General features: G+C 65.8%; 7 protein-coding genes. All 7 read right to left on the bottom strand.

Translation table 11 applies throughout. From position 1 onward, the window contains the following. On the bottom strand, positions 1 to 1,229 hold a 1,229-nt coding region (locus IL54_RS18440), incomplete at its 3' end, for a peptidoglycan D,D-transpeptidase FtsI family protein (protein ID WP_156106314.1). Continuing rightward, a complete protein-coding gene (locus IL54_RS18445; RefSeq protein ID WP_037477592.1) occupies positions 1,229 to 1,882 on the bottom strand; it encodes a hypothetical protein in 654 nt (217 codons plus the stop codon). The genes IL54_RS18445 and IL54_RS18440, both read right to left, overlap by 1 nt. Then, a complete protein-coding gene (rsmH, locus tag IL54_RS18450) occupies positions 1,879 to 2,844 on the bottom strand; it encodes a 16S rRNA (cytosine(1402)-N(4))-methyltransferase RsmH (protein ID WP_037477594.1) in 966 nt (321 codons plus the stop codon). The genes IL54_RS18445 and rsmH overlap by 4 nt, the downstream gene beginning before the upstream one ends. Continuing rightward, the gene (locus IL54_RS18455; protein ID WP_037479258.1) at positions 2,841 to 3,338 is read right to left on the bottom strand and encodes a division/cell wall cluster transcriptional repressor MraZ; all 498 of its coding nucleotides are present in this window, start codon (positions 3,336 to 3,338) and stop codon (positions 2,841 to 2,843) included. Before IL54_RS18455 ends, rsmH begins: the two co-directional genes overlap by 4 nt. Positions 3,339 to 3,522: 184 nt before the next feature. After that, positions 3,523 to 4,731: a Gldg family protein gene (locus tag IL54_RS18460; protein ID WP_052027745.1), complete on the bottom strand. Its 1,209-nt coding sequence runs from the start codon at positions 4,729 to 4,731 to the stop codon at positions 3,523 to 3,525. Positions 4,732 to 4,762: 31 nt separating this feature from the next. After that, on the bottom strand, positions 4,763 to 5,071 hold the full coding sequence (locus tag IL54_RS18465; protein WP_037479264.1) for a hypothetical protein: 309 nt from the start codon (positions 5,069 to 5,071) through the stop codon (positions 4,763 to 4,765). A gap of 42 nt (positions 5,072 to 5,113) precedes the next feature. After that, a complete protein-coding gene (locus IL54_RS18470; protein ID WP_037479266.1) occupies positions 5,114 to 6,109 on the bottom strand; it encodes a cysteine synthase A in 996 nt (331 codons plus the stop codon). Between the last annotated feature and the right edge of the window lie 65 nt (positions 6,110 to 6,174).

The raw sequence follows: 6,174 nt of genomic DNA on the forward strand, positions 1-6,174 counted from the left end.
GCATAGGCACTGGCCAAGTGCAGCGGCGTCACCGCGATGCCATGGCCATAGGACACGGTCATCGTCGTGATCCGTCCCCAATTGGCGGGCCACAGCGTCCCGGCGCGCTCTTTCAGCTCGATCGGCGCGCGCTGGTCGAAATGCAGGGCGCGGAACAAGTCCTGCAACGGGGCCGCCCCCAGTTCGTCGGCGATGCGCGCGGTTGCGATGTTGGAACTATGGACCAATGTTTCCGGCACGTTGATCCACCGCCCCATGGCGTGATCGTCCTTGATGCGGAACCCAGCGATGGCGATCGGCGCGGTCGCATCATAGCGCTTGCTCATCGACGTTACGACGCCCTTGTCCATGGCGGCGGCGATCGACAGCGGCTTGAAGGTCGACCCCAGCTCGTAGCGCGCCTGCACGATCTGGTTGCACAGCGGCGACTGGCTGCAGCTCTTACCCGCATAATTTTGCAGCTTGTTGGGATCGAACACCGGGATGGATGCCATGGCGATCACTTCGCCGGTGTTGACGTCCAGGATGATCCCGCCTGCGCCACGGGCACGCTGCGACACCATCTGCGCGTACAGCTCGCTTTCCAGCGCGCCCTGCACCCGGCTGTCGATCGAAATGGCGAAGGGCTGGCCGCGCAGCGTCGCGTCGGTCAGCCGGTCGTTAAACGCCGATTCGACGCCCATCCCGCCGACGCCATTGCTGTCAGGGGCAAAGCCCAGAACATGTGCCGCCAGCGTCCGCTGCGGATAAAGGCGTTCCTTCTCGCGCGGAAATTCGATGCCGATTTCGCCCAGCGCATTCACTGCCGCCACCTGTTCGGGCAGCGCCCGACGGCGCAGATAGGCCCAGCCCTTGCCGGTCAGCTTCTTGTAGAAGACCGCCTCGGCTTCGTCGGGGAATATCTCGTGCAGCTTGCGCGCCAGTTCAGCGGGTTCGCCGATCAGCTTGGACGGGCGCACCGCCACCGAATAGGCATCCATCGTCCGCGCCAGCGGCACCCCGTTGCGATCGACGATATCGGCGCGCGCGGGCAGGAAAGCCGACAGCGCATCGTCGCCCTGGCCGCTCTGCGTGAAGATGCCGACCCAGAACAGCCGCCCGATCACGATCATCGTGATGAGCATGAACAGGATCAGCAACAGCATCAGCCGGTTATGCGCAACGGCGGTCAGGCTGACGCGCTGCCGCCCGACACGGGCATGGCCGGGCTGGACGATGATCGTGGCCATCAGCGCGCCCCCTTCTTGCGTTCGCGCGCCGCCTTGGCGCTCAAATCGCCCAACGTGCTGTCATCCAGCAGCTTGGCGTCGAGCATCGCCATCCGTTCCGCCTTGCGCGCGACCGGATTGGGCTTCGACACATCGGCATCGACCTTGGCCTGCACCGCAGGCGTGCGCGCTGGCGCGGCCTTGGCCAGCTTCTCGACATTGTCGGCGGCATGCGCCTCGCGAATGACGGCGATGTCGCTGCGGATCTGGGTCGCGGCGGGGCTGGCGGGCGCAGCCTGCGGCGCGGAAGGCAGGTCGGCGGGGGTCTCCACCATCGCTACCATCACGGGCGGGGCGACATAGTCCGGGCCATTGGGCTGCACCCCGTCCAGTTGCGCCAGTGCGAGCTCGCCCGCCAGATATTGTCCGGCGGTCGGCGTGCCATACATGAAATCATGCTGGTTCCAGCTTTCCAGCTGCCGCATCGAAGCGCGCGCGCTGAATTCCGTTTCCAGGTAACGGATCTCACCCTGCGTCCGCGCAATCTGCGCACGCACTCGCATCAGTTCGTTGCGCTCGGTCGCGACCTTGAGCGACACCATATAGGCCCCCAGCGCGCCCAGCGCGACCAGGATCACCCAGATCAGGCTCTGCAACCTCTTGACGGCGATCATGGACGGGCACTCCGGGCGGACGGGATAACGGGGGATTGGGCAACGGGGGCAGCGGTGCGGACGGCGCTGCGCAAAGTGGCGGATCGGGCGCGGGGGTTGCGCGCCAACTCCGCTTCACCGGCCCGCACCGCCTTGGCCGGCTTGGCAAAGGTCGGCGCAGCGCTCGCCTGCTTTTCGGGCATATGGCGCGATCCGCCCCCCTCGCCCCCGCTGCGATTGCGCAGGAACTGTTTGACGATGCGGTCCTCCAGGCTGTGGAAGGTGACGATCGCCAGGCGACCGCCCTCCTCCAGCAGCGCTTCGGCCGCTTCCAGCCCGCGCTCCAGTTCCTCCAATTCGCGATTCACATGAATGCGGATCGCCTGGAACGTGCGGGTCGCGGGGTCTTTCTTGTCATGCGGCTTGTGGCCCAACGCGCGGCGCACGACGCTGGCAAGCTGCGCCGTGCGCTCCAGCGGACGCGCCATCACGATCCCGCGGGCGACCCGGCGCGACCGCGGCTCGTCGCCATAGCGATAGATGACGTCGGCAATCTCTTCTTCGGCCGCTTCGTTCAGGAAATCGGCAGCGTTCATGCCCGCCTGGCTCATCGTCATGTCGAGCGGACCGTCAGCCTGAAAGGAAAAGCCGCGATCGGCCCGGTCGAGCTGCATCGAGGATACGCCGATATCGAGCGTCAGGCCCGACACCTTCTCGATGCCCTGTTCGGCCAGCAATTCGCGCATCCGCGAAAACTCGCCCGCGATCAGCAATATGTCGTTCGCCGCCGCGACGTCCTGGCCTTCGCGGATCGCATCGGGGTCGCGATCGAAGGCGATGACGCGCGCACCCTTGCCCGCCATGGCGCGCGAATAGCCACCCGCGCCGAACGTGCCATCGACATGGGTTTCGCCCGGCGCGATGGCCAGGGCGTCCAACACTTCATCCAGCAGCACGGGGATATGCGGAACGGTCTCGGTCACTTGCCGCCCTCTGCCGCGCGCGCATCGAGCCAGCGCTTTGCCTTGTTGCGGATGACTGCCGGACGATCGGGGCTGGCGACCAGCGCCTTGGGATCCCAGAGCTGGAAATAGAGGCCTACGCCCAGAAATACGACCGCGTCGGTGATGCCCACTTCTTCCTTGATATCGGGGTGCAGGAAGAAGCGGCCGCCATCGTCGAAATTCACGTCTTCGATCATGCTCAGGCGGTTTTCACGCTCCAGATCGCCGTTGAAGGGGCGGTTCGCCTCACGCGCCAGCCGTTCCAGTTCGGCGACTTCATCGAACAGGAACTGCTTATGCGACAGGCCAAAACCAGTGGCGCAGCCATTGGCCATGTGGATCGACAGGCACAGCCGGTTCTCGCCGCCGCTGGCCTGCTTGACCTGCTTGCGCATCTCCAGAGGCAGCACGAACCGGCCTTTGCCGTCCGCGACGCTGATTGCGTTGCCTGAATAGAGAATTGCGTCCGACACGGCGACTAGCGGCCCCTTTTCCATGGGGCACAGATTTCCTGCCCACGGAACCGCGATCGCGAATCCCGATGCACAGGACTGATCAACGCCTGATGAACCCCAATGCGAGATTACCTATCAAGCATGGGCTGGGCTGCAAAGGGAATTTTCGGGATTTACCGGGAAAACCCGGTCAAAAATGGGATCAACCGCTTTCTGGCGCTTCTCCTTCGGGATATACCTTCTTTGTTCTCGTGCCGCCGCCCGGCCTGACCCCGCGCAACAGCCCCGCACCCATCACGGCCCAGCCCAGCCCAGCCAGAATCGCCCAGCGCAGCGCCGCGACCACATCCGCCCCTTCGCGCATCCAGCGCCTGTCGTCGGGGATCGCTGCGCCCAACCATTGCGCAATGCGCGCGGGCGTGTCGGCGCTCCAGACGCGGGGGTCGAGCGGCCGGGCGGGATCGGCAAGCCACAGCCGATCATCGATCAGGTCCGCATCGCCCAGCAGCACGACCTCACCCCGGCCGATCCGCTTGCGCTGCACCAGGTCTCCGCCCTCCGCCATCTGCGCGCCCGACAGGGTGAGAAGGGCGCCATCCGGCAGGAACCAGCGCCGCTCCCCGTCCTCGATGCGATCGAACGCAAAGCCCCAATGGCCCAGCAACGGCTCCAACAAGCTGGTGGCGGGCGCGCGGCGACGGTCGCCCATGGGCAGGTCGGACGGCCAGCGCAGCAACGGATCGGCCAGCACCACCGCCCTGCCCCCGCCCCGCACCCAGCGATCGACCGCCACCAAGGCTTCGGGCGTCATCGCGCGCGGCTGGACGAGCAGCAGCAGGCGCGCACGCGACAGCTCCAATTGCTGTGCATCATCGATCGGCTGGACGGTGAAACGGGTACGCAGCACGGTGACGATCGCCGCATCGGCCCGTCCCTGCGCATCCCAGAACAAAGGCAGGGCGGTGATGACCGCCAGGGCCGGGCGATCGACGACAGGTTCGATCGGTTGCGCCGGGCCGCGCCACGCCAACAGGGCCGCCAGAGCCAGCAAGGCAATGCCACCGGCCACGCGTTTTGCGCGCAATGGCGCACCCTGCCGGACCAATGCACCACCAAACGCCGCTGATGATGCAACCAGGATCAAGCCGGTCGCCGCTACAGGGTCAGGCCACCGCCCCGCCGCGACCCCGCAAAAGAGCAAAGCGGACACGACGGCGCCCATAGTCCAGGCCAGCAGCGGCCATCCCTGCCTTGCCAGCAACAGCCCCATCGCCGCCATCACCGCCAGCGCGGGCCAGGCCCAATCCCATGGGTCGGTCTGTCCGGTCGCAAAGGCGCGCTGTAGTCCCGCGAGCAAAATCGCAAGGCCCGGCAGCCACAGGATCAGGACTCGCTTTAGCGCCGCCATCATGGGCGGCTTCCCCTGACCCTGTGCATCGGCGTCAGCGCGACGGCTGCGCGGGGTCGCGATCCATGGGATTACGCAAATTGGGGTCGGGCTCAAGGTCGGGGACCAAAGGTGCCTGCTCCGGCGCGGGCTGTACCCCCAGTTCGGCAAGCGGGTCTCTGGGCGACACGGCCGCATTGCTAGCCATCGTCGGCACCGCTGGTGGCGGCAGCGCCGCATCGTCCACCCGCGCCTTTTCGATCACGATATTGGCAAGGCCCACCAGCAACACGACGCCCGCCAGTCCGGTCAGGCCGATCTGGACGCGCTGCAACCCTTCCACGCGGCGGGGTGTCTCAGCCATGGGCTTGCTCATCTGTTTGTCGCCGCGACCCGTGTCGGCGCATCAGCCATTGTGCGGGAGCCAAGGGAAGACCGTCAACCCCTTCGCTTCGAGCCACTGGCGATTATAGAGCGTCGAGAGGTAACGGAAGCCGGTGTCGCACAATATGGTGACGATCCGCTTGCCCGGCCCCAATTGCCGCGCCAGCGCCACCGCGCCAGCGACATTGATCCCCGACGACAGACCAAGGCACAGCCCCTCTTCGCTCAGCAAGCGGCGGACCCATTCCAGCCCTTCCTCATCCGAAATGCGGAACTGCGTGTCGATCGGCGCGCCTTCCAGATTGGCGGTGATCCGCCCCTGCCCGATCCCTTCGGCGACCGACGATCCTTCGGCCTTCAATTCGCCATGGGCATAATAGTTGAACAGCGCCGCACCGTGCGGATCGCTGAGCGCGATGGTGATGCCCTCATCCTTGGCCTTGAGGCCAAGGCCAACGCCCGCGATCGTCCCGCCGGTTCCCGCCGCACAGGTGAAGCCGTCGATCCGCCCCTCCATCTGGGTCCAGATTTCTTCGGCCGTACCGACGATATGGGCTTTGCGATTGGCGATATTGTCGAACTGGTTGGCCCAGATCGCGCCTTCCGTCTCTTCCGCCATACGGCGCGAGGTGTGGACGAAATGGCCGGGGTTGGAATAAGGCGCGGCCGGCACCGTCACCAATTCGGCGCCCAGCGCGCGCAGCGTATCCATCTTCTCGCGGCTCTGGGTTTCGGGCATGACGATGATCGACTTATAGCCCTTGGCATTGGCGACGAGCGCCAGGCCAATGCCGGTATTGCCCGCCGTCCCCTCGACGATCGTGCCGCCCGGCTTCAACAGCCCGCGTTCCTCGGCATCATTGACGATGAACAGCGCGGCGCGGTCCTTGACCGACGCGCCGGGGTTGGCGAATTCGCACTTGGCGAAGATGTCGCAGCCCGTTTCCTGGGAAGGGCCGGTGAGGCGCACCATCGGCGTGTTGCCAATCAGCGCGAGACTATTGTTCTGGAGCAGCATGGCGTGACGCATAGCGGACGCAACGCGCCTTTGCCAAGCAAGGGAATGATGGCCCGGTGAAAGAG

The sequence above is a fragment of the Sphingobium sp. ba1 genome, assembly GCF_000743655.1.
Classification (GTDB): domain Bacteria; phylum Pseudomonadota; class Alphaproteobacteria; order Sphingomonadales; family Sphingomonadaceae; genus Sphingobium.